Genomic DNA, 21,643 nt, shown 5'->3' with positions numbered 1-21,643 from the left:
GTCGTGACCGGCCTCAAGCTAAGCGTCATCGTTCCGGTCTGGAACGGCGAGACGGTGATCGCCGCCTGCCTCGATGCGCTCGCCCGGCAGACGTTGGAGCGCACGGCCTATGAGGTGATCGTGGTCGATAACGGATCGACCGATCGCACCGCCGACATCGTGCGCGGCTATCCCGACGTGCAGTTGCTGGCCGAACCGACGCCGGGTTCCTACGCCGCCCGCAACACTGCGATCGCGCACGTCGCTGCGCCAGTCGTCGCGTTCACCGACGCCGATTGCGTTCCCGACGCCGACTGGCTCGAACGCGGGCTTGCGGCGGCTGGGGCGAACCCTGGGTTCGGCGTGTTGGCGGGGCGGATCGAGCTGTTCGAGGACGGCGTTCAGGGCGCGCGGGTCTATTCGGATTACGAACGGCTGTTCAGTTTTCCGCAGGAACATGCCGCGCGCGGGAATTGCGCGACCGCCAACTGGATCAGCCGCGCGGCGGTGCTGCGTGACTTGGGCGGGTTCGATGCGACGCTGAAATCAGGCGGCGACCGGCAGGTGGCGCTGCGTATCCGCGCCGCGGGACACCCATTGATCTACGTCCCCGACATGGTGGTGCGTCACCCCGTGCGCGCCGACCGCGCCGAACTGGTGCGCAAGCGGCGGCGACTAAGCGGCGGCCGATGGGATCGGACGCAGGCGACGCCACGCCTCGCACGGGTGCTGGGGGTGACCGCGGTCGACACGGTGCGGCGTCTGCGACGCGCGGCAGTCTCCAGAGAACTGCCGCTTGGACGGCGGCTGGCGGTGATGAAACTGACGCTCGACCTGGCCGGCGTCGCCACGCGCGAGTTCGTGCAGCTGGCGCGCGGCCGCGCCGCGGCGCGCGATTGATGGACGGCCCCCGCTTCGCGGTCGTCATGCCGCTGTACAACAAGGCCGCGCACGTTCGCGATGCCATCGACAGCGTGCTCGCACAGACCTATCCGGCGCACGAGATCATCGTGATCGACAATCGGTCGACCGACGGTGGGCGGGCGATCGTCGAGGCGATCGACGATCCGCGCATCCGGCTGCTCGATCTGCCGACGCCCGGACCCGGTGGCTACGCGGGTCGTAACATGGGGATCGACGCGGCCACATCGGAATGGATCGCATTCCTGGACGCCGACGATTTGTGGACGCCCGATCACCTCGCACTGCTCGCGCGGGGTACCGCGGATGAACTAGGGATCGACGCGGTGGCGACGGGCTTCGATCACGTATTTGACGACCGCCGTGAGCCACAGCGCATTGCTCCTGCGCTCGAGCACCCCGTCACGCTTGATTTCGCCCAGTTTCTCGACAGTTGGCTTGCGGTGCGCGAATGCCCGATGTGGACCGGCGCGATCGCGATCCGCCGTGCGGCGATTCTGGCGGCGGGTGGCTTTCCCGATGGCAAGGCGGTGCGTGGCGGCGACAAGGAACTGTGGCTGCGGGTCGTCCGAAACGGATTGTTGCGCTATTATCCTGCGTTAACGGCCGCGTTTCATCGTGACTCGGAGAATAAGGTGAGCAAGTCGACCACCACGCTCGGCCTGCCGTATCTGGTGGGAACGGCGCGTGCGATGGTTGCCGGCGCGTCGCCGCGCGAGGCCGCCCTGCTCCGCCGGCTGGTGAACCAGGAGATTGCGCATTACGCCCGGTACGCGATGAAGCATACCGGCCGGACTACGATCCGCGCGCGCGACGTGTATCTGCCCGAGGGCGTGGGCACCGCGATGCTCGTGCTCGCCGCACGGCTCATCCCGGCGGGGTTGCGGCGGCGCGGTCACCTGCTGCGCGATCGCTGGGCGAAACGCGCGTGAGATTGGTCGGCAGCACGATGGTGACGGTCGCGACGCTGGCGGCGTGGATCGCGCTGCTCGGCGCGTGGAGTCCGACGCTCGACGCCGTCGCGTCCTTCCTGCCGCTGTTCGCGATTATTCTGGTTGCTGGATTGCTGATCGCCCGGCGTCGAGCGCTCTGGACGTTGCTGATCGCCGCGGTCGGAATTGCGCCTATGGCGGTTGCGGCAACGCGGGAGGCGACGCGCGCGATCCCCCCCGCCCCGGCCGGCGCGCATGAACTGCGCGTGCTGACCCACAACGTCTGGTTCGACAATGCGACACCGGCCGCAACCGGCGCGGCGATCGCAGCGGCCGGGGCCGATGTCGTCCTGCTACAGGAAACCACGCGCGCGCGCGGTTCCTTGATTGCGGCGACCACACGGCGTTTTCCGTACCGGACGCGATGTCCCGAGGGCGGCTGCGGGCTGACGATCCTGTCGCGCTGGCCGATCCGCGCCTCCGGCTATTTCCTGGAGGATGCGCGGGGCCGCAAGTTCGGGCCGCCGCTGTTGTGGGCCGACATCGCGGTGCCGGGGTTGGCGCCGGTTCGGGTCGCCACGGTCCATTACCCCTGGCCCCTGCCCGCCCGCCGACAGGCCGAGAAACGCGCGGCGATGTCCGCTGCGCTCGACCGGGTGGACCGGCGCGCGCTGATTGTCGCAGGCGACATGAACCTGACTCCGTGGAGCTCGGCGATGCGCGCGCAGGACGAGGCGCTGGCACCACTGGCGCGCATGACGCGCGCGACGTGGAGCTGGCCAAGCGTGCTGCCGTTCCTGCCGATCGATCAGCTTTACGCCGGGCCAGCCTGGGGCCTGGTGCGCGTCGACCGGCTGGCCGCAACGGGTTCCGACCATCTCCCGCTTCTCATCACATTGGGGCAACGATGACGCGAGATATCATCATCCTGGCCGGTATCGCCATGACGGCGGCGCCGGGCGCGGCGACCGCGCAGATTTCCGACGCGACCGACGGGTTGGGCCGCACCTCGCCATCGAGCGCGTTCGGGCGAGAGCGCAACGTCAGCGTGTTGCAGCGCGACCATCCCGAGTTCGATCCGGTACCGGCCCGGATAGGGACGTTCGAGCTGTTGCCGTCGGTAGCCGTCGCCACCGGATATGACGACAATCTGTTCGCGGTGAATGCCCCGCGGATCGACGATGCGTATCTTCACGTCGTGCCGCGGTTGAAGATCACACGGCCCTCGCCGGACCTTAAACTGGCGCTGAACGGTCAGTTCGATCTCACACGTTATGCCTCACGCACCAGCGAGAACCAGACCAATTACCGTCTCGACGGTAGTGCTCAATCCATCATAAGCAATGCGACGACGCTCGAACTGAGCGCTCTCCACGGCCGCTTCGCGCAGGAACGCACCGACCCTGACTCGCCCGGTGTGGCGCAGCGGCCGATCCGTTTCACCGTGAGCGAGGTCAACACCGTGCTGACCCACGTCATCAATCGCCTGCGCCTGCGCGGCCTGATGAACATTGAGCGGCGCGATTTCCGCAACAGCCGCGACGCGCTAGGGGGCGTCATCGACCAGAACTTCCGCGATCGCACGACCGTGACCAGCACGGCGATCGGGGAATATGCGCTTAGTCCGAGCATCGCGCTCTTCGGCACGGCGACCTATAACGTGCGCGATTATCGCACCCGGATCGGACCGGTTCCGGCTCGTGATTCAAGTGGTTACGAAGTGGCGCTCGGGTCCAGCTTCGAACTCGGCGTGAAGGTGCGCGGATCGCTGCGCGCGGGATATCTGCAGCAGAATTACCGAAGCCCTTTCTTCGAGGATATCGGCGGTGTGCTGGTGCGGGGTGACATCGAATATTTCCTGACTCCGCTGGTAACCCTGAGCGCGACGATCGACCGCAGCGTGAACGAAACCGGGATCCTCAATGCTTCGGGCTTTCTTTCGACCACCGCCTCGGTCCGCGCCGACTACGAATTGCTCCGCAATCTGATCCTCAGCGCCAGCATCGAGAAGGAAGATCGTAATTTCAGCAACATCGATCGCAATGATGACAGATGGGCTTATCGCGCGTCAGGCACCTACCGTCTCAATCCACGGATCGCACTGCGCGCCGATATGTTGCACCGCAGCCAATCAAGTGTAGGGGCAGCGTCGGGTCGCCAATTCGAAAAGACGCGTGCGTCGATTGGAGTGACCTTTTCCGGCCTGTAGCGGAGTATTGCGATGGCCATTGCGTATGTATCGCCCACCGGTTCCGGCAGTGGCGACGGAAGCAGCATGGCCAATGCGGCGCGGATCGACGATCTCGCCAATCTGGTCGCCACCGCGGGTCCGGGCGGTGAGATCCGGCTAATCGCCGATCAGGGCAGCTACTCCGTTCCGGCAAGCGCGATTGCCCTGGTCGATGGCGGAGCCGCCGGGCGTCCCGTTACGATCCGCGGAATCGACAGCGCAGGCAATGCGATGGCCGCCGAACTTGTCGGCACTAGGGAGATTCCGTTCGATCCGGCGAACCCGGTCGGGGAAGAGGTCTTCCGCCTGCTTGACGGGGCCGATCATCTGGTCTTTCAGGATCTGTCCTTCGCCAACGTCGGCACCGCGATCCGTGTCGGGGCCGATGTCGAGGACATCACGATCCAGCAAGTTGCGGCCCGCGACGTTGGGCGCTTTTTCGAGGACTTCGTGTCTGCCGGCAACGCCACCGCGACGATCACAGGCCTGACCATCCGCGACGTCGCGATCGACAATTATTCAAAGGGCGCGATCCGCGTCCAGTACGACAGCAGCAATGTCGTCATTCAGAACGTCCGCGGCGACAGCGGCTTCGTCGACGGCGACAATTTCGCGATCGGCGTGCAGATCGCAGGCACTGCGCATGATGTGCTGATCGAACGCACCGCGATGCGCAACGCGCTCGATACGACTGATTCCTATGCCAATGGCGACGGCTTTGCGAGCGAGCGTGACACCTATAATATCACGCTGCGTGACGTGATCGCGACCGGCAACAGCGACGGCGGGCTCGACCTGAAGACCGACAGCGTGGTGGTCGATGGCGCGATCGTGTCGGGCAACGGTCGCAATCTGCGGCTGTGGGGCGTCGACGCGCAAGTTAGCGGCCTGCTCAGTACCGATGCGGGCGCGCCGGTCGTGACGGGAAACCGCGAACACGTCTGGCTGGCGGCGGGCGCAAGCGCAACGATCGCGGGCGCGCTGTTCTCCGAATCGGCCAACGGCGGCCTGCTGTTCAATCTCTCCGAGCGCGGCGGTGCGCTGACCTTATGGAACTTCGCGGTCGAACGTTCGGCGATGACGGCAGTCCAGAAGACCGGCGTCGGATCGACCGTCAGCCGGATGGGCGAGATAACGCACGCCGAAACGGGCTCGATCGGGTCGGACTATCTCGTCGCAAACGAAGGCGGCGGACTGGTCGGCGGCGACGCGGGCGATGACCTGATCGCGGGCAGCGTGGGTGATGACTGGATCGCGGGCGGCGCGGGTGCGGATATCATGACGGGCGGCGCAGGCCGCGACACGCTGAGCTATGCGACCAGCGCCGCCGGGGTCACGATCGACGTGGAACGGCTGGTCGCGAAGGGCGGCGACGCAGAAGGCGATCTGTTCGACGCGTTCGAGGACGTCGTGGGATCGGCGTTCAATGACCGACTGGCGGGTGACCGCTACGCGAACCGCCTGTCGGGCGGCGCGGGGGATGACGAACTGACCGGCGCGGGCGGCGACGACGTGCTGGCGGGCGGCGCAGGCGCGGATCGTCTGAACGGCGGCGCGGGATACGACACGGCCGATTACGGCGCGAGCACCACCGCGGTGACGGTGGATCTGGCCAGTGCCGCGGCGGGTCGCGGCGACGCGGCGGGCGACGTTCTAGTCGATATCGAACGCATCGTCGGATCGGACTTCGACGACACGATAAGCGGTGGCGTTCGGAACGACACGCTGGAGGGCGGTGCGGGCAGCGACCGGATCGACGGGCGCGATGGTGACGACCGCCTGGTCGGCGGTGTCGGCAGCGACGACCTGACCGGCGGTAACGGCGTCGACCTCGCCGACTATTCCTCAAGCAGCGTCGCGGTGACTATCGACCTGTTGGTCGGGACCGGCCTTGGCGGCGATGCAGAAGGCGATCGGCTGACCAGTATCGAACAATTGGTCGGATCGGGGTTCGACGACGCGTTGACCGGCGACGCCGCCGACAACCGGCTCGATGGCCGCGCTGGCGCAGACAGGCTGATCGGCGGCGCGGGCTTCGACACCGCTGACTACAGCGTCAGCGGTGCAGCCGTTACCGCCGATCTCGCCGCCGGGATCGGATTGGACGGCGACGCAGAGGGCGATGTTCTGGCGCAGGTGGAGGCGCTGACCGGATCAGCCTTTGCCGACCGCCTTGCTGGCGACGGAGCGGTCAACACGTTGACCGGCGGCGGCGGGGACGATGTGCTCGCGGGGCGCGGCGACGGCGATCTGATCGACGGCGGCGACGGCTTCGACATCGCCGATTATGCCGATAGCGTGAGTGCGGTAACGGTCGATCTAGCGATTGGCGCGGGATCGTCGGGCGATGCCGCGGGCGACACGCTGATCGGGATCGAAGGCGTTTCCGGGTCCGTCGCCGACGATATCCTGTCTGGCGACGACGGCGACAATCGGTTCGCGGGTTTGGCTGGCGCAGACGCGATCGATGGTCGCGGCGGCATCGACACCGCGGATTACTCGGCCAGCCTGGCGGTCGACATAGACCTCGGCCGTGCGAGCCAGATCGGCGGCGACGCGGCGGGGGACCGGTTGAGCGGTATCGAAACCCTGATCGGCTCCACCTATGCCGATCGGCTGGCGGGCACGCTGGGCGACGAAACGTTGTTCGGCGGCGCGGGCGACGACAGGCTGGATGGCGGCGCGGGCGACGACCGACTGATCGGCGGCGCGGGCGCGGATCGTTTCGCCGGCGGCGACGGTCTGGATAGCGCGGATTACTCGGCCAATGCGGTGGCGATCGCGATCGACCTGGCCGCAGGAACGGCCGGCGGAGGCGATGCCGACGGCGACACGTTCACGGGCGTCGAACGCTTCATTGGCTCGGCCTTTGCCGACACGTTGACCGGTGATGCGAACGATCAAATCTTCGTCGGTGGCGCAGGAGTTGACGTTCTGACGGGCGGTGCGGGCTTCGATATCGCGAGCTACGCCGATTCGGCGATCGGCGTGCAGGTCGACCTCGCCATCGGTCGTCAGACGGGCGGCGATGTCCTGTCGGGGATCGAAGGTCTGATCGGCAGCGCCTTTGCCGATACGCTGTCCGGCGATGGCGTCGCCAACAATCTGGACGGCGGCGACGGCGCCGACACGCTCGACGGGCGTGCGGGCGACGACGTGATGACGGGCGGCACCGGCAACGATTCGTACGTCGTCGATTCGCTTGGCGACAATGTCGTGGAGCTGCTGGACGGCGGCACCGACATCGTCCGCACCGCACTCACCGCCTATACGATCGGCGATCATCTGGAGGATCTGAGCTACACCGGCACCGGTAATTTCGTCGGGACCGGTAATTGGCTGGGCAACGCGCTATACGGCAAGGTCGGCTCCGATATGCTGTACGGCCTGGCGGGTGACGACAAATTATCGGGCGGCGCGGGCGCGGACCGGCTGGACGGCGGCGAAGGACGCGATCAGGTCGACTACAGCAAGTCGCAGGCGGTCACGATCAATCTGGCGACGAACGTCAGTCGCGGCGGCGAAGCCGAGGGCGATACCTTGTTCGGGATCGAAACCGTGGTCGGCAGCAGCTTTGCCGACAATATCACTGGCAGCGACGATCCGCTGAATGGCGACACGCTGTACGGCCGGAATGGGAACGATACGCTGACCGGCGGCGCCGGGGCCGACATTCTGGATGGCGGCGCGGGCGCGGATCGGATGTTCGGCGGTTTCGGCGACGACACTTACTTCGTCACCGAAGCGACCGACGTCGTCACCGAATATGCGAACCAGGGCATCGACCGGGTGCGCACGACGCTGTCCTCGTATCAACTCGGCAGCGACGTGGACCAACTGGTCTATACCGGCATCGTCGCCGCGAACCTGACCGGTAACGCGCTCGACAATCTGCTGGTTGGCGCAGGCGGGGCCGATGTGATCGACGGAGGCGACGGAGCCGACATCATCCGCGGCGGTGCGGGCGCGGATGCGATGACGGGCGGCGCAGGCATCGATACGCTCGACTACACCGGGTCGCTCGTCGCGGTATCGGTCGACCTGAGAACCCATGTCGTTTCCGGCGGCAGCGCGGCCGGAGACACATTTTCCGGCTTCGAGAGCCTGATCGGCAGCGACTACAACGACACGCTGTCCGGTGACGTGAACGCCAACGTGATTTCCGCCGCCGCGGGTGACGACACTCTGGCGGGCGGCGATGGCAACGATGTGTTGAGCGGCGGCCTGGGCAACGACGTCCTGGACGGCGGTAAGAACGTGGACACGTTGCGCGGTGAGGACGGCGACGATTATCTGTTGGGCGGTCAGCAGAACGACCGCCTGGAGGGCGGCGCAGGAAATGATCGCCTGGTCGGGGATCTGGTGTTCCTGTCCGCGGCAGCGGCGAAGGATACGCTGTACGGCGGCGATGGCGACGACGTGCTCGTCGGCGACGCGCAACGCTTCCTCTCCGCCGGACGCGGGGCGAGCGACGCCCTGTGGGGCGGCGCAGGGAACGACATTCTGGTCGGGGACGGCGATCAGATGGACGCCGGCTCCGTCGGCGCCGCCGACGTCCTCCACGGCGATGCGGGCTATGACGTCCTGTATGGCGACGCGATCTTCATGGCGATGGGCGCGCGCGGTGGTGCGGACAAGCTGTACGGCGAAGGAGGCTCGGATCGCTTCGTGTTCGCGCACGGATCCGGCGCGGACGAGATTCTCGATTTCCGCTCCAGCGATGGCGATAAGGTCGATTTGTCGGCCTTCGCCACCAGTTATGAGGCGCTATCGATGGCTACCGTTTCAGGTGGGATCAAGCTCACGCTCGGCGGCGCGGACTCGGTGTTCCTGCACAATGTTCAAACGCTGGCGGCGACCGATTTCATCTTCTGACGCGCCTGCCCCGGATAGGCATTGGCGCAAGCCGCCAGCAAGGCGGGCGGCACCATCCGGTTGATATAACCATCCGATCCCTGATCGGAGACCAGTTTGGCCGGGATCCCGACCGCCACGCCGCGGTTGGGAATATCCTTGGTAACGACCGCGTTCGCGCCGATCGCAGCTTCCTCACCGACAATGATCCCGCCAATGATCTTCGCGCCCGATCCCAGGAAACTGCGGTCGCCGATCACCGGCGCGCCGCGCCGTGCGCCGCGGTTCATATGCCCCAGCACGACTCCGTGGGTCAGGTTGACGTTGCTGCCCAGCACCGCATCGCCGTGGATGTAGAATCCGCCGAAACGATTGAGGAACAGCCCCGGTCCGATCTCGGTATATTCCGGGATCGCGAAGCCGTATTTGTAGCGCGCGCGCAGCAGCAGCAGCTTCGACAGCGGATACAGGCCGAACGCCTTGGCGGGCTTGCGCTTCAGCCAGCCACACGTGCGCATCAGCACGGTATATTTGTATCCCGGCGTAAAGGCGTAGTGCCGCAGGAAGCTCTTCGCATCGACCCGCCCGGCGTAGCGATACAGGTCGGCGGCGAGCAGCGCCTTCAGCTTGGCGAAGCTCACCGCGCAGCCGCGCAGATGCGGCTCGCCGTTTTCCTCCATCAGAAATATCGTTCGGAGAAGCGCACGGTGTCGCCGGGCATGATCGCGAAGTCCGCGGTCATCGGATATTCGGTTTCGCCCGCTTCGCCCGCGCGCTTCACGAACACCTTGTTCTGGTTCGCGCGGTACGTGTAACCGTCCGCCTTCGCGACCGCGCCGCGGATCGTGAGCCCTTGGGTAAAGGGATATTCGCCCGGCTTCTGCACTTCGCCCAGGATGTAGATGGGACGATACGTCAGCACCTCGACCGACACCTTCGGATTGAGCAGATAGCCCGATCCCAGCTTCGCCTCGAGCATCTTCGCCAGACCGATCGGGTCCATGCCGGCGGCGGCGATATCGCCGATCAACGGGAACGCGATGGTGCCCGCGGGCGCCACCTGAAACTCGCCAGTCAGCGTCGGCTCGCCATAGGTCGTGACCTTCAGCTTATCGCCCGACGCCAATTTCAGCGCGTCGGCGGCCGGCGGCGGGCCACCGCCCGCGACCGAGGTCTGCCCGACGCAGGCTGACAGAAGCAGGGCGGCCAGAGCGAACAGAAACTTCATCGCGCAACTCCCGAGGGGACAAGACTGGACGTATCGATAACATTTGATGTGGCTTCTTGCACCGCCGCGTCGATCCGTCGCCAATAATGTTCGGTCGCTTGGGCTACCCCATAATCGAGCGAGCGTCGGCGGGCGACCGCGGCGGCAGTCGTGCGACGCGGTTCCACCGCCATTTCACGCAGCGCCGCCGCAAAGGCCGCGCGATCGTTGGGCGGCACGATCACTCCGGCGTCGACCGCGCGCGAACCGTGAACGGAGTCACGCGGCAGGCCCGCCAGGATCTCCGACGGACCCGACGCGCAATTGGTCGATACGACCGGCAGGCCGCACGCCATCGCCTCGACCAGGCCGTTGGGGAATCCTTCCGCGTTCGAGGGCAAAGCGAACAGTTTCGCGCGCGACAGGATCGCAAAGGGATTGGCGGCGAAACCGGGCAGCAGCACGCGGTCTCCCAGACCGCGCGCCGCGACCTGCGCCTCCAGCGCCGCGCGCTCCGGCCCCTCCCCCATGATGACCAGCCGCATCGGCAGTTCAGCATCGGCGAAGGCGTCGATCAGCAACGCGAAATTCTTGTTCGGCACCAGCCTCCCGGCCGCGACGACATAAGGTCCATCGATCGCGATTTCAGGTTCTTCGACGGCGCGCGCGGCGATCGTGTCGTGATCGACCGGGTTGGCGATCGCGCTGACCCGCGCCGGATCGACCCCGAAATTGGCGACCAGATCGTCAACCACGCCGTCCGACACTGCGATCACGTGCGACGCGCGCGGATAGGCGATCCGCACCATCGCCCGCGCGACCATCGCCCCTGCGCCAGTGCCCAGATGCGCACTGGTGTTGACGCGCTCGCTGATCAACCACGGCCGCCCGCGCCCCGCCATCGCCGCGGCGGTCGCGACATTGGCGCGCGTCAGGAAGCTGAGCGCGACATCGGGGCGCATGCGGCCGACCAAGGCGCGGAGCTGAAGCACGCTGGCGCCCAGCCGATGACGTGCGTCGAGCTGAACGACGTTGATCCAGTCGGGGACCGGGTACGCGCGCGGTTCGTCGTCGAGCAGCGCGAGATGCATGTCATAACGATCCCGCCACGCCCCGGAAGCGGCCAGGATCGTCGTGAGCACCCGTTCCGCCCCGCCACCGGCGAGCGAATTGATGACGAAAAGGACCGTCGTTCTGGCGCTCATACCCATCCGCTATAGCACGGCGATATAAGTGCGCCGACTGACCACGAATAGCAGGCGATTTGTTGCGGCGCACCATCAGCCGCGACCCCCGTCGCTTAGCGCGGGCGTCTCGTCGTTATAGCGTGACGATATCGTGCGGATCGAGCGTGAAGACGCCGCGCAGGAATATCGTGTCGCCTCCTCCGAGATGCAGTGTCGTTCCGATCGATAATTCGGTGACGGCAAATGCCCGTCCCGCCGCGCCGAACGCGGTCAGATCGATCTTGTCGCCCTGGGTATGGCGAAAATCCGATACCTCGTCCGCGCCCGATCCGGGTCCGAACACGAACCTGTCGGCCCCTGTCCCGCCGATCAGCACATCCTTTCCGCCGCCGCCGACCAGCACATCGTTCCCAGCGCCGCCGTCAAGGCGGTCCGCGCCCCCGGCACCGCCACTGCCTGTGACCGCGCTGTCGCCATAAAGTATGTCGTCGCCGTCTTCACCGAAGAGCGTATCGGCCCCGCCGGTTGTCTTGCCCGTCGACATCGCAGCATCGCCGTACAGAATGTCGTTGCCGACCCCGCCGAGCAGCCGGTCCGCGCCACCGCGCGCGCCATTGCCCATTGTTTCGGCATCACCGAAGAGGATGTCGTTCCCGTCGCCGCCCTGCAACGTGTCGCGCGCGCCGGTGCTGCTGAGCCATGCCACATCGCCGATCAGGCGATCATTGCCTGCCCCGCCCAACAGAGAATCGGATTGCCAGCCGCCGAGCAACCGGTCCGCCCCATCACCACCGTTCAGCGTGTCGTCGCCGTTTCCTCCCTGAAGGAAGTCGTCGCCCTTGCCGCCGTTAAGCGTGTCGGCGCCGTCCATCCCCGACAACGAATCGCGTCCATCGCCGCCGGCGATGACGTTCGACAGTGTGTTGCCCATGCCCGTGAAGTCGCCATCACCAACGTAGGTCAATTGTTCCAGGTTTGAACCCAGCGTGTAGCTTGCGAGCGTGGTCGAAACGTGATCGGTTCCGCCTCGCGCATATTCGACGATCGTGTCGCCGATCGCGTCGATGTAATATGTGTCGTTCCCGCTCGTCCCGACGAAGCGATTGACGACGATGCCAGTCACCACCGATTCAATCCATGCCGCCAGAACCGCGTCGGGCGTGACGTATCCGGCCGAGCCCGCGCCGGTCGCAGTCACGATCGTTTCTGCGATTTTGGACAGCCCGATCAACGACAACAGGCTGTCGACCGTCGTGAGCAAAGCCTCTGCGGCATGGACGACTTTTACATCGTGCAGCGTCAGTTGCCCCGCCGACGAAATCACCTTAGTGCGCGATCCCGCATCGGTGAACGCGCTGTCGGAGACTGATACGCGCGCGCCCGCGGCGAGCCAAATTTGGTTCTGCTCCGACGTGCCGCCGCGCCAGACGGGGTTCAGACCGACCGATCCGGTCATCGCCACCTCGCCCCAGAAGCGATAGTTGCGCGCATTTTCGGAGGACACCGCACCATCCAGGACCGTATCGGTGGATTTCAAATCGTATCCGCCATCGCTGTTGCCCTGCGCAGTCGTGTTTTCGAAGCGCACGCCGTGGACGCCGCGCTCGGTCGAGAAACCGTCGCCGTTCAGGTAACCGCTGCCGACGCTCCGGACGTTCGCCATCGTCGTGTCGCGGATGACGACATCGTGGACGGTGCCGTCGAGATGAATTCCGGCGGGCATCGTGTCCCCGATCCGCCCCGCCATGTCGCCGCGAACGTTCTCGATCAACACATCGTGCGTATCATATTGCAGCCGGATTGCGTTGCGCGAGAAGCCCGTCACGTCCACGTCGCGGATCGTCAGCCCGGCGATCGTCGCCGTACCGCTGCTGGCGTAATTCTCGAAGAAGCGGCTCGCGTTGTCGACCTCGACCTGCTGGATCGTCAGGTTCGTTATGTTACCGCTCACGCGGAACGCGGTGCCGACGTTGCTGACCGCGATATCCTGAAACACCAGATGGTTCGCGCCAGTTCCAAGCTTGAACAGCTCGTTCCCGGCAGCGTCGCCCGCATGCCAGTCGGCTGCGCGCGTGCCAGTGAATTCGGCCGCCATAGGATTTCCCAGACGGTCGACGCCGCGAATCGTGACCGGCTGCCCCGCGGTTCCCCCGGCGCCGACCGGGATGATATTCGTGGTCTTGTAAACGCCCGCGTCGGCGATCAGCAGAATCTCGCCGCCCGCGCCCGCCTTGATGATCTGCGCATTGAGCGAACCGATTGCCGCGGCGTTGGCCGCGCTCGATCCCGATTTATCCCCCGCGCCCGTCGGAGAAACGTATTGCGTCCCCATCTTTTTTACCCACCCGCATTGCGACCTACGCGCCCGATTCATGCCGGACGCGCTGTCTGTTGTTTCGATTCATTTATTGACTGGCGCAGCAGTCCCCCTTGCCGCTGCGGCCCGCCGCTCCCAGGCCACCAATTGCCACGAAGTGCGTACCCAAAGGCTCAACGGGCGTTACTAGCGTGGCGGTAATCATGATCTGGCGGAGGCGGATGTGACTGGAATATCGAGGCGCGCGGTGATCGGCGGTACGATCGCAGTGGTTCCGGGCGCGACGCTGGCCATTGCGCCGACGCGCACAAGCGACGCCCGGCCGCCGTTCCATTTCGAACCGATATCTGCCGCGCGCTGGCGCTTCCGCAGCTGGGCGTGGCGCGATGGCGCCTGGCGACCGCTGACGGGTGCTGTCACGATGATTGACGGCAATTTCAGGATCGAGGGTCGCCCCAGCGTTCAGGATAGCGCCGACCTTCAGTATGCGCTGGCGGGGATTCGCCGCGACCTTTCGGGCAGCAGCGCTCGGTAAAGCGCCAGCGTTTCCACCGCCGCGCGATCCCAGGAAAAGCGCGCGCGTACCGCGGCGCCGTCGACGCGCAGCGTGAATTCATCCGACCCCAGCATCGCCGCCAGCCGATCGACGTCGCCGACCGGCACGTAGTTCGCCCGCGGCAGGCCGATGTCGAGGTTTGCAGGAATATCGCTCAGGACCATCGCCGCGCCGCCGCTGGCCGCTTCCAGCGCCGCGATCGGCAGTCCTTCGTGATACGATGGCATCACGAACAATGCGCAACGCCGATAGAGCGCGCCCAGCACGTCACGCGACTGGACGCCCGCGAAGATCACGTCAGGCCCCGCCGCGGCGATCAGATCGCGCGCGTAGTGACTGGCATGATCGGCCCCGCCGACGATTACCAGCTTGCGCGTCGTCCCTGATTTGCGATGCGCCGCGATCAGGTCATGCAGGCCCTTTTCGGGCACCAGCCTTCCGACCGCGAGCAGGAACGGCGTATCCCCGATCCCGAGCCGCGCCAGGACGTCCTCGTCGTTTTCGACCGCGGGCAGCGCGGGCGCACCGTTCGGAATATAATGGATTACCTCGGCCTTGTGCGGGAACCGGGCGCGCAAGCCATCCGCGAGCGACGGCGATATCGCGACGATCCGGTCCGCCCAATCGAGCGCAGCACGCTCGCCCAGCCGCAGCGCCCAGGTGGCGACGCGGCCCCATTTCGCTCGCTCGTAATCGGCGCCGTGGTGCGTCACCACGACCCGCAGGCCGACGAGGCGAGCAAGCGGCGTCAGGATCGCGGGTCCGATGGCGTGAATGTGAAGCACCCGCGCCCCGCGCCGGCGTGCGTCGAAAATCGCCAGCAGCGTTGACAGGATCGTCTCGAAATTCTTCGACCGCGGGCCTGGCAGCCCGACCACCTCCACACCGCGATACGTTTGCCGTCGCGCGGGCAGGTACGGCGCGCGGCCCAGCGCTACGATCGGCTGGTCGGGATCCAGCGCCGCAATACGCGGCAGCAGTTCCTCGCAATGGCTCTCGATCCCGCCCATCACGCCGGGAAAACCACGCAATCCAGTCACGCAAATCGGCCGCATCGCCGTCACCGCCACGCCACCCTTACTGAAGTTCCGTGACCGCAATATGATCCGTCGCCGCGACCGTGTCACCATCACCCGGACGACCGATGCCGCGGTAGGTGAAGCCCGCTGCCGCCACCTCTTCGGCGCGATAGATGTTGCGCAGATCGACCAGCACCGGCGCGTCCATCACGGACTTCAACCGCGCGAAATCCAGCGCGCGGAATACGTCCCATTCGGTCACGATCACGACCGCCGATGCGCCTTCCGCCGCGGCGTAGGCTGAATCGGTGTACGTCACCTCGCCCAGCAGGGGTGCCGCGGCCTCCATCCCTTCGGGATCATAGGCGCGGATCGTCGCCCCCGCATCGTGCAGCGCCTGGACGATCGAGATCGCGGGCGCATCGCGCATGTCGTCGGTGTTCGGCTTGAAGGTCAGGCCGAGCACACCGACGGTCTTGCCGCGCACCTCGCCGCCCATCGCCGCGATGACCTTGCGCGCCATCGCCCGCTTGCGCTTGTCGTTGACCGCGACGGTAGCCTCGATCAGCCGCAGCGGGGCATCATAATGTTCGGCGGTTTTCACCAGCGCCAGCGTATCCTTCGGGAAGCACGACCCGCCATAGCCTGGACCGGCATGCAGGAATTTGGACCCGATGCGATTGTCCAGCCCGATGCCGCGCGACACGTCCTTTACGTCCGCGCCGACCTTCTCGCACAGATCCGCGATCTCGTTGATGAAGGTGATCTTCATCGCCAGAAAGGCGTTGGCGGCGTACTTGATCAGTTCGCTGGTGCGGCGGCGCGTGAACAGGACCGGGGCCTTGTTCAAGTAGAGCGGGCGATAAACTGCTTCCATGGGGCCTCGTGCGCGCTCGTCCTCGATCCCGACGACGATCCGGTCGGGGCGCTTGAAATCCTCGATCGCAGCGCCTTCGCGCAGGAATTCGGGGTTGGAGGCGACCGCGAAATCCGCCGCAGGATTGGCTTCGCGGATGATCCGTTCGACCTCGTCGCCTGTTCCCACCGGCACGGTCGATTTGGTCACGATGACGGTAAATCCATCGAGCGATTCGGCGATCTCGCGCGCGGCGGCATAAACGTAGGAAAGGTCCGCGTGCCCGTCCCCGCGCCGGGTCGGTGTTCCCACGCCGATGAACACAACCTCGGCTGCTGCGACCGGCCCGGCAAGATCGGTCGTAAACGACAGCCGGCCGGCCGCGACGTTCTTCGCGACCAGCCGATCGAGGCCGGGCTCAAAGATCGGGATGCCGCCCGCGTTCAGCTTGGCGATCTTCGCCTCGTCTTTATCAACGCAGACGACATCATGTCCGAAATCGGCGAAGCAAGCCCCCGATACGAGTCCGACATAGCCCGACCCGATCATCACGATACGCATTATGTTTAAGTTCCTGCCGCCGACGATTCGCAGCCCCGAAATGCTGCAGGTGCGAAGGTCGCGGTTTGCGACGCGACCGTCAACCAAGACGCTTTGAGCGGCCTGATTGCAGCGACGAAACGAGCGGACTCTACGAATTTTCGCGCCATAGCGCCGCTAATCTGGGCGATAGACACGCCGCTGAAGCGAAGACGCATCAGCGACTGCCGTGCCCGGTCATCCGGGCACGGCTTTCAAAACGCTAGACCGGTATCAGGCCGGCGCGGCCGATTATTCGGCCGCGTCCTTTACGTCACCCTTGCCCATCGCCGAGACCAGCACGTCGCCCGATCCGGTGAAATTGGCGGCGGGCAGTTCGGCGATCTTCTTGCCGACCTGAACGCGGACGGTCTGTACCGCGCCCCGCGCGGTCGACCCGACCGACTGGACCGCACCGATCACGCGTCCCCTGGCGTCGGTCACCGGCATCCCGGGCACGACGGCGAAGCTGCCCGCCGAACTGGCGGCGCCCGATCCGGCCAGCGCCAGCGTGTTGCCGCCGAGCGAGCCCATGCCGCTGCCGGCCGCACCGCCCTGACCAGAACCCGACGCGTCGCCAGCAGCCGGCACGGCGTTGCGTACGCCGGATACGGTGTTTCCGGCCGCGTCGCGACCGCGATCCGCGACGCCGCGAACCCGGCCGGTCGCCTCTCCCGCGGTGCTGCGGAGTTGATCGGTGCCGACCAGCTGGGCGTCCGCGCTGCCGCCTGCATTGCCGGAGGCCGATCCGCCGCCGGTGAGCGAGCGGTCGCCGATCCGCGTCGCGTTATCGAGCGCCCCGTTGCTGCTGGTCGCGTTCGAGGCGCTGACCTTGCCCGAACGGCGGTTGACGCTCTTGTCGGTGCGGGACGAGGTCGAGCTGTTGCCGCGCGTCAGGGTATCGGCGGAGCGGGGAACGCGGTCGATCGTGCTGCCGATCGATCCCATGCCCGAGCCGCCGATGCTGCCCGTCGCGCCGCCGATCGTTCCGCCAAGGCCGCCACCGCCACCGCCACCGCCGCCAAGAAGCTGCGCCGAAACAGGGTTGGCGGCGATGGCGAGCGTGAGCGCCGCGGTGCCGAGAAGGGTCTTCATCATGGTCTTTCTCCGTTGATGTCTGCCAGGAGAACGGTGGCCGACGCGGATTTAATCCCGCCGCCCGCGAAAAATTATTCCATCGGGGTGCGGCACTCGCCGCAGACGAGCCCGCGACCGAACTTGTCGTCGGCACCGCGCGCGCCCAGATCGCGCGCGATCGCATCGACCCGGACGAGCGCGGCGCGCGCACCTCCCGAAAACGGCGCGGGATAGAAGCGCGCGATCGTCGCCGCGACGAACGGTGCCGCAAAGGACGTGCCGCGGACCTTGAAAGCGCGACCACCGATGCCCGCGGCGAGCAGGTCCGCACCGGGCGCGGCATAGTCGAGATGGCTCGCCCGTCCCGCCTCGATCAGCACGCGGTGGCGCCCGTCGACCCCCGTCACGGCGATCACGCCCGGATAGGACGCCGGAAATCCCGGCGGTGCAGCCGGCCCGTTGTTACCGACCGCAGCGACGACGATCAGGCCGCGCGCTTGCGCCGCCGCCACCACCTTGCCCAGAAATGGATTGGGCGGGCCGACCAGGCTGATCGTCACCACGGGAACGCGCTGCGCGACCATCCAGCCCAGCGCCTTGGCGATCGCGGTCGCGTTGCCGCCCGCGGGATCGCCGCCATAGACATCGGCCGAAGCGATCCGTGCCCCGGGCAGCCCACCGCGGACCTTACCCGAGCCAGCAATCAGCGAGGCGAGCGCGGTGCCGTGATCGTTCGCGCGGGGCGCGCCGGTGGCGAACCCGCGCGACACGCTGGCCCCAGCGACGCCGCCGTCGATCACCCCGACCAGCACGCCAGTTCCGACAGCGGGCGGCGTCGGCGCGCCGGACAGGTTTCCGCTCGGCAAGTGGATCTGGTCGGCGCTTACCTCCGCGCCGCCCATCTTGCGCAACTCGCCAATGGCGCGTTTGAGCGAACGGCCCTCCGGCACCGCGAGCCGGACGAAGCCGACGCCCAACACGTCGCCGCGCTCGATGATCGCGTAGCCTCTCGTCACCGCGGCCGCGATCAGCGCATCGCTGGGATCATCGACCACGATCTCACCTGCGCGCGCCGGAAAGCCGTCCGGGTCGAGCGCGATGCGGTCGGGATTGGCGCGCACCAGCCGGTCGATCGTCGCGCGTCGCGCCGTTTCGAGCACCCTGGCTGCCTCCGCCGGGGCGCGCAGCGCGTCGATCTGACCAAGACCCGGCACGCCGGGCAATGCCGGTATCAGCTGCGCACGCGCCGCCGCCCCCGCCAACACGGCGACAGTCACGGCGATCAGCATCTTGCGGCGCAACGGCATTCTCTTTCGACCTGCTTTTCGGTTGTGCGTGGATTAAACGGGCGCCGCCATCCGTTTCATCCATGACGAAGGACTTTTTGGTTTGGCGGCATTCGATAACGACCTGCTGGCGCTGCTGCCGCAACTCAGGCGGTTTGCGCGGGCGCTCGCTCGGGACGCGGCCGATGCGGACGACCTGTGCCAGATCGCGATCGAAAAGGCGTTGATCGCGCGCGGCCAGTGGCAGGCCGGAACGAGGATGGACAGTTGGATGTACCGGATCATGCGCAATAGCTGGATCGACACCGCCCGTTCACGGACGCGCGCGGCGCAGACGTTCGTCGACGCCGATGCCGGTATTGCGGTCGGGGTGGAGGGCGGTGCGGAAACAAGCGTCGCGCTGGGCGAGGTCGATGCCGCGATGCAGACCCTGCCCGACGAACAACGCGAGGCGGTGGCGCTCGTGCTTGTCGAAGGGCTGGCCTATAAGGAGGCGGCGGCGGTGCTGGACATTCCGATCGGCACGTTGACCTCGCGGCTGGTGCGCGGGCGGCAGGCGTTGATGGCGCAACTGGGAGAAGCGGCATGACGATCGATCCCGAGACGCTGATGGCCTATGCCGACGGCGAACTGGATCAGCTTGCCGCCAAACGCGTGGAACGCGCGATCGCGGCGGACCCGGCGCTTGCCGAGGAAGTCGTACGACACCGCGCCTTGCGGTCGCGCATCGGCGGCAGTTTCGCCGCGGTGCTGAACGAAACGGCGCCCGAACGGCTGACGGCGCTGCTCCAGTCGAACGTCGTCGCACTCCCGCCACGCACACCGCGTTCCATCACGTCGCGGTGGCGCGAGGCGGTCGCGCTGGCGGCGTGCCTGGTTCTGGGTCTCTCCATCGGCCTCGGCGTCCAGCGCGGGCCAGTCGCCGCGCGCAGTGACGGGCTCTACGCCTCGGGCCGGCTCGCGCGTGCGCTTGATAGCCAGCCAAGCGGGGTCGATGGCGGGGTGAAGGTCGCGGTCAGCTTCCGCGACAATAGCGGCGAATATTGCCGCGTCTTTGCGTTTTCCGCGGCAGCCGGCATCGCCTGCCGCGACGACAATGGTTGGGCGCTGCGCCAGACGCGCGCAGGATCGCCTACTACGCGGAGCGAGTATCGGCAGGCGGGGTCGCCCGACGCGGACCTCATGGCGGCGGCTCAAGATATGATGGTTGGGAATCCTCTCGATCAGGCGGCAGAGGCAAAGGCGCGCGGCGCTGGATGGCGATAACGCGGTGGTGAACTGGACGCGCGCTACAGTCGCCGAAAACCACCTTTCGCGACGATCAATCGATCGGCGACGAGAACGATCAGCAGGGACGCGCCGAACAGCGGCAGCATTACGCCAAACGTGACGATCAGCGCGAAGAACCCGATTGCCGCAGGCGCGCGGACACGCGCGACCGGCGCGCCGAGCTTGCCAGACGGACGCCGTCGCCACCACATCACCGCGCCGCTGATCGACAGCAGCATCAGGCCGAGCGCGGTGGCCAGGTTAAGCAGTTGGTTGAGCCATCCGAACAACGCGCCTTCGTGGACCGCGATGCCGTAGCCGATCAGCCGGTCGACCAACCGACGCTCGGCGAAATCCTTACGCGTCAGCACGGCCCCGGTCGCGGGATCCAGCGTCAGGTCGGTCCGTTGCGGGCGGTCCGCGGCGTCGGATTTGGCGGTCCATGGCTGGCCCGGGCCGGTCGGCGGCGCGATCAGGACGGGGGCGGCAAGGTCCAACGGAACGACGGTCGCCACCATATTATCCAGCGGGGCATAGGATGCGGCCGGGTCGGCCATCGGCATCCCGCCATGGTCGGCGTGATCCTCCAGCATCGCGCGCGTACCCGCGTCCGCCGCCCCGCGCGCGCGTACCTCACCGCTGCGGCCGACAGTCCAGTCCTGCCGCACCGGCTGACCCTCGACGGCGCTGCGCACAACTTTCAGATAGCTGCCCCAGCTCTTCGCCCACGGAAGGCCGGAGAGCAGCAGGAACAGCGCCATGAACGACACCCAGAAGCCGGTGACGGCATGGAGGTCGCGCCAGAACCGCCGTCCGCCTGCGGACAGGCGCGGCCAGATCACGCCTGCCGGTCCACGTCCGCGCGGCCACCACAGGAACAGCCCCGACAATATCATCACAATCGCCCAGGACGCGGCGAGTTCGACCAGATACGATCCCGGATCGCCGGCAAGCATCTCGCCGTGCAGCCGGAAAACGATCCGCATCAACCGCTGGTCCTCATCCACGGTCTTCAGCACCGCCAGCGTCTGCGGATGGACGTAGACGCGGGTTTCGGCCTTGTCTTTGCCGACGATGATCTGCACCGCCTGGGTCGGCGTATCGGGCAATTGATAGCGGTGGAGCACCGATCCGGGCACCGCGGCGACCGCCGCCGCGGACTGTCGCGCCGCGCGTTCGCGGGGGCCGGTGGTGGCGACATCGGCATAGGGACGGTCGATCAACGCCTCGATCTGCGGCCGGAACAGATAGACCGATCCGGTCAGCGCCAGCCACAGGACAAAGGGGATGCAGAACAGCCCGGCATAGAAATGCCAGCGCCACACCGAAGTATAGCTGGGCCATTCGCGGCGCGGTGCGATGGTTGCGGTCATC

At 66.6% G+C, this 21,643-nt stretch carries 16 protein-coding genes; 7 read left to right on the top strand and 9 right to left on the bottom strand.

Annotated features, from left to right (window positions below; all coding sequences use genetic code 11):
- Window positions 1-3 precede the first annotated feature (3 nt).
- Genes M0208_RS00290 through M0208_RS18465 form a run of 5 tightly spaced genes read left to right on the top strand, consistent with a single transcriptional unit; the run spans window position 4 to window position 8,937 of the window.
- Window positions 4-879 carry a glycosyltransferase family 2 protein gene (locus M0208_RS00290; protein ID WP_258889755.1) on the top strand — a complete coding sequence of 292 codons (876 nt, stop codon included), beginning with the start codon at window positions 4-6 and terminating at the stop codon, window positions 877-879.
- Entirely contained in the window at window positions 879-1,832 is a 954-nt protein-coding gene (locus M0208_RS00285; protein WP_258889754.1) for a glycosyltransferase family A protein, read from the top strand. Before M0208_RS00290 ends, M0208_RS00285 begins: the two co-directional genes overlap by 1 nt.
- Entirely contained in the window at window positions 1,829-2,743 is a 915-nt protein-coding gene (locus tag M0208_RS00280; RefSeq protein WP_258889753.1) for an endonuclease/exonuclease/phosphatase family protein, read from the top strand. The genes M0208_RS00285 and M0208_RS00280 overlap by 4 nt, the downstream gene beginning before the upstream one ends.
- Window positions 2,740-4,041, top strand: coding sequence for an outer membrane beta-barrel protein (locus tag M0208_RS00275; RefSeq protein WP_309547028.1), 1,302 nt, complete (start codon window positions 2,740-2,742; stop codon window positions 4,039-4,041). The genes M0208_RS00280 and M0208_RS00275 overlap by 4 nt, the downstream gene beginning before the upstream one ends.
- Before the next feature lie 12 nt (window positions 4,042-4,053).
- A complete protein-coding gene (locus M0208_RS18465; protein WP_309546971.1) occupies window positions 4,054-8,937 on the top strand; it encodes a calcium-binding protein in 4,884 nt (1,627 codons plus the stop codon).
- Here M0208_RS18465 and M0208_RS00260 read toward each other — a convergent pair.
- From M0208_RS00260 to M0208_RS00225, 8 genes are all read right to left on the bottom strand, one after another.
- Window positions 8,904-9,596: a serine acetyltransferase gene (locus tag M0208_RS00260; RefSeq protein WP_258889752.1), complete on the bottom strand. Its 693-nt coding sequence runs from the start codon at window positions 9,594-9,596 to the stop codon at window positions 8,904-8,906. The genes M0208_RS18465 and M0208_RS00260 overlap by 34 nt on opposite strands.
- Complete coding sequence (locus M0208_RS00255) at window positions 9,596-10,144, bottom strand: polysaccharide biosynthesis/export family protein (protein WP_258889751.1); 549 nt, start codon at window positions 10,142-10,144, stop codon at window positions 9,596-9,598. Before M0208_RS00255 ends, M0208_RS00260 begins: the two co-directional genes overlap by 1 nt.
- Window positions 10,141-11,328, bottom strand: a complete 1,188-nt coding sequence (locus M0208_RS00250) for a glycosyltransferase (RefSeq protein ID WP_258889750.1) — start codon at window positions 11,326-11,328, stop codon at window positions 10,141-10,143. The genes M0208_RS00255 and M0208_RS00250 overlap by 4 nt, the downstream gene beginning before the upstream one ends.
- 115 nt (window positions 11,329-11,443) lie before the next feature.
- Window positions 11,444-13,642, bottom strand: coding sequence for a calcium-binding protein (locus M0208_RS00245; RefSeq protein ID WP_258889749.1), 2,199 nt, complete (start codon window positions 13,640-13,642; stop codon window positions 11,444-11,446).
- A gap of 465 nt (window positions 13,643-14,107) precedes the next feature.
- Window positions 14,108-15,238, bottom strand: coding sequence for a glycosyltransferase family 4 protein (locus M0208_RS00240; protein WP_258889748.1), 1,131 nt, complete (start codon window positions 15,236-15,238; stop codon window positions 14,108-14,110).
- 22 nt (window positions 15,239-15,260) lie between these two features.
- Window positions 15,261-16,619 (bottom strand): UDP-glucose/GDP-mannose dehydrogenase family protein, encoded by a 1,359-nt coding sequence (locus M0208_RS00235; RefSeq protein ID WP_258889747.1) that lies wholly within the window; start codon window positions 16,617-16,619, stop codon window positions 15,261-15,263.
- A 270-nt stretch (window positions 16,620-16,889) separates the two neighbouring features.
- Window positions 16,890-17,735 carry a hypothetical protein gene (locus M0208_RS00230; RefSeq protein WP_258889746.1) on the bottom strand — a complete coding sequence of 282 codons (846 nt, stop codon included), beginning with the start codon at window positions 17,733-17,735 and terminating at the stop codon, window positions 16,890-16,892.
- Window positions 17,736-17,806: 71 nt separating this feature from the next.
- On the bottom strand, window positions 17,807-19,021 hold the full coding sequence (locus tag M0208_RS00225; protein ID WP_408988064.1) for a S8 family serine peptidase: 1,215 nt from the start codon (window positions 19,019-19,021) through the stop codon (window positions 17,807-17,809).
- 82 nt (window positions 19,022-19,103) lie between these two features.
- Here M0208_RS00225 and M0208_RS00220 point away from each other — a divergent pair, with 82 nt between their 5' ends.
- Both M0208_RS00220 and M0208_RS00215 read left to right on the top strand, forming a co-directional pair.
- Window positions 19,104-19,589 (top strand): RNA polymerase sigma factor, encoded by a 486-nt coding sequence (locus M0208_RS00220; RefSeq protein ID WP_258889744.1) that lies wholly within the window; start codon window positions 19,104-19,106, stop codon window positions 19,587-19,589.
- Entirely contained in the window at window positions 19,586-20,266 is a 681-nt protein-coding gene (locus tag M0208_RS00215; RefSeq protein WP_258889743.1) for an anti-sigma factor, read from the top strand. Before M0208_RS00220 ends, M0208_RS00215 begins: the two co-directional genes overlap by 4 nt.
- A gap of 23 nt (window positions 20,267-20,289) precedes the next feature.
- On the opposite strand, the gene M0208_RS00210 is transcribed toward M0208_RS00215, so the two are convergent.
- Entirely contained in the window at window positions 20,290-21,642 is a 1,353-nt protein-coding gene (locus M0208_RS00210) for a PepSY domain-containing protein (RefSeq protein WP_258889742.1), read from the bottom strand.
- Between the last annotated feature and the right edge of the window lies 1 nt (window position 21,643).

This window comes from Sphingomonas sp. SUN019 (assembly GCF_024758705.1).
In the GTDB taxonomy this organism is placed as follows: Bacteria; Pseudomonadota; Alphaproteobacteria; order Sphingomonadales; family Sphingomonadaceae; genus Sphingomonas.
Note: the sequence above shows the minus strand (reverse complement) of the source record. Positions and strands in the feature narration are given on the sequence as shown.

Bases quoted from the DNA above. Each gene is read 5' to 3' on its own strand.
- M0208_RS00285 (WP_258889754.1), top strand. From the start codon at position 879: ATGGACGGCCCCCGCTTCGCGGTCGTCATGCCGCTGTACAACAAGGCC.
- M0208_RS00275 (WP_309547028.1), top strand. From the start codon at position 2,740: ATGACGCGAGATATCATCATCCTGGCCGGTATCGCCATGACGGCGGCG.
- M0208_RS18465 (WP_309546971.1), top strand. From the start codon at position 4,054: ATGGCCATTGCGTATGTATCGCCCACCGGTTCCGGCAGTGGCGACGGA.
- M0208_RS00260 (WP_258889752.1), bottom strand. From the start codon at position 9,596: ATGGAGGAAAACGGCGAGCCGCATCTGCGCGGCTGCGCGGTGAGCTTC.
- M0208_RS00255 (WP_258889751.1), bottom strand. From the start codon at position 10,144: ATGAAGTTTCTGTTCGCTCTGGCCGCCCTGCTTCTGTCAGCCTGCGTC.
- M0208_RS00250 (WP_258889750.1), bottom strand. From the start codon at position 11,328: ATGAGCGCCAGAACGACGGTCCTTTTCGTCATCAATTCGCTCGCCGGT.
- M0208_RS00245 (WP_258889749.1), bottom strand. From the start codon at position 13,642: ATGGGGACGCAATACGTTTCTCCGACGGGCGCGGGGGATAAATCGGGA.
- M0208_RS00240 (WP_258889748.1), bottom strand. From the start codon at position 15,238: ATGCGGCCGATTTGCGTGACTGGATTGCGTGGTTTTCCCGGCGTGATG.
- M0208_RS00235 (WP_258889747.1), bottom strand. From the start codon at position 16,619: ATGCGTATCGTGATGATCGGGTCGGGCTATGTCGGACTCGTATCGGGG.
- M0208_RS00230 (WP_258889746.1), bottom strand. From the start codon at position 17,735: ATGATGAAGACCCTTCTCGGCACCGCGGCGCTCACGCTCGCCATCGCC.
- M0208_RS00225 (WP_408988064.1), bottom strand. From the start codon at position 19,021: ATGCCGTTGCGCCGCAAGATGCTGATCGCCGTGACTGTCGCCGTGTTG.
- M0208_RS00215 (WP_258889743.1), top strand. From the start codon at position 19,586: ATGACGATCGATCCCGAGACGCTGATGGCCTATGCCGACGGCGAACTG.
- M0208_RS00210 (WP_258889742.1), bottom strand. From the start codon at position 21,642: ATGACCGCAACCATCGCACCGCGCCGCGAATGGCCCAGCTATACTTCG.